This window comes from Acidovorax sp. Q11 (assembly GCF_054950075.1).
The window spans coordinates 1-1,504 of the sequence record NZ_JBUDZG010000074.1 but is presented as its reverse complement, the minus strand read 5'-3'; the positions used below and the strand labels follow the sequence as shown (position 1 = coordinate 1,504).

Sequence of the window (1,504 nt, the reverse complement as noted above, 5' to 3'; positions counted from 1 at the left end):
TGATCGCGCTCCTGTCGAAGAAAGAGGCCGATTGCCTCGCTCGCCAACATAGACAGGGGCGCGATGTGTAGTTACTGTCAGGGCCTTCGCGGCGGGCTACCGCGCGAGCGGTTTAGTCCTCCGGCCAAGAGCAGTCCTTCAACACCGCCAGCAGCCCAAGCGGCCGAGATCGAATTTGTTGATTCGCGATGTCACATTCAGGCGCGGATATGCAAAGGCGCGAATGACTTCACCAAGTCGTCCAGAGCTTTCAACTGTGCGAGGAAAGGCTCTAACTGGTCCAACGGCAGAGCGCTGGGACCATCGCATTTGGCCTGTTGCGGGTCGGGATGTGCTTCAAGAAAGAGTCCTGCTAACCCTACGGCTAGACCGGCGCGGGCCAGTTCAACCACTTGGTCACGGCGACCGCCAGAGACGGCAGCGTTCGCCTCGCGTTGCTGTAGGGCATGGGTAACGTCGAAGATGACAGGTAAGTTTCCGGTGACCTTCTTCATTACTCCGAAGCCAAGCATGTCTACTACCAGGTTGTCATAGCCGAAGCAGGTTCCTCGGTCGCACAGAATGACGGGAGAATTACCGGCTTCTCTGATTTTTTCGACGATGTTGAGCACTTGCGGTGGGCTCAGGAACTGAGGCTTCTTGACGTTAATGACCTTGCCCGTCCTGGCAAGAGCCACGACCAAATCAGTCTGGCGAGCGAGAAACGCAGGCAGCTGTAAAACATCCACGACTTCAGCGACGGGATTCGCCTGCCATGGTTCGTGCACGTCGGTGATGACGGGAACACCAAACTCTGCCTTGACCGCCTCGAAAATTCTCAGACCCTCTTCCAAGCCGGGGCCTCTGAACGAGTGGATAGAGGAGCGATTCGCCTTGTCAAAGCTCGCCTTGAAGACATAGGGGATGCCAAGCTTTCGGGTGACTCGGACGTATTCCTCCGCAGCGCGCAGCGCCATGTCCTTGGACTCGAGTACGTTCACGCCGCCAAACAGCACAAAGCCATCGTTGTTGCTGACGTTGATTGCAGGGGTGATGGCAACGGTGGTCAAGAAAAGCTCCCAGGTAGTTTTGCTCGCATTCTCGCTCCGGTCAGCTGACCTAACGCAAGAGGCCGCTTGGGGCCCAGAGCAGTCCGTCAGTCCACAGCCACAGAGCCGTCGCTCGACGATGAACGACTCCATGGCGTGGCCCAGCCGTATGCGCAAAGCTACAGTGTTTGGAACGAATTCGCTCACGGACCAAATCCTGCAACCGTGTGGCGCGCAACACAGGAGGGGCGGCGGGTTTCATGGCTGAATTTAGTAATGCTTTTTCATGCAGCTCACGCGCCACAAAGCTAGGCTATAAGCCCCTTGCGGCGTTTTCTGCGTGCCAGTTTAGGGTCTGTTGAGAATCATTTCAGCCGAGCACGGGGATATGGTGCAATAGGCAGATGAGCATTCGATGGGTACTGACAGACGCACAATGGGCAAAGATGGAGCCCCACGGCCTTGGCAAGCCAAGT

The 1,504-nt window shown here is 56.8% G+C and carries 1 protein-coding gene; it reads right to left on the bottom strand.

From position 1 onward, the window contains the following. Nucleotides 1-197: 197 nt before the first annotated feature. The gene (gene kdsA, locus ACYZGB_RS22715) at nt 198-1,049 is read right to left on the bottom strand and encodes a 3-deoxy-8-phosphooctulonate synthase (protein ID WP_462391250.1); all 852 of its coding nucleotides are present in this window, start codon (nt 1,047-1,049) and stop codon (nt 198-200) included. Nucleotides 1,050-1,504: the final 455 nt, after the last annotated feature.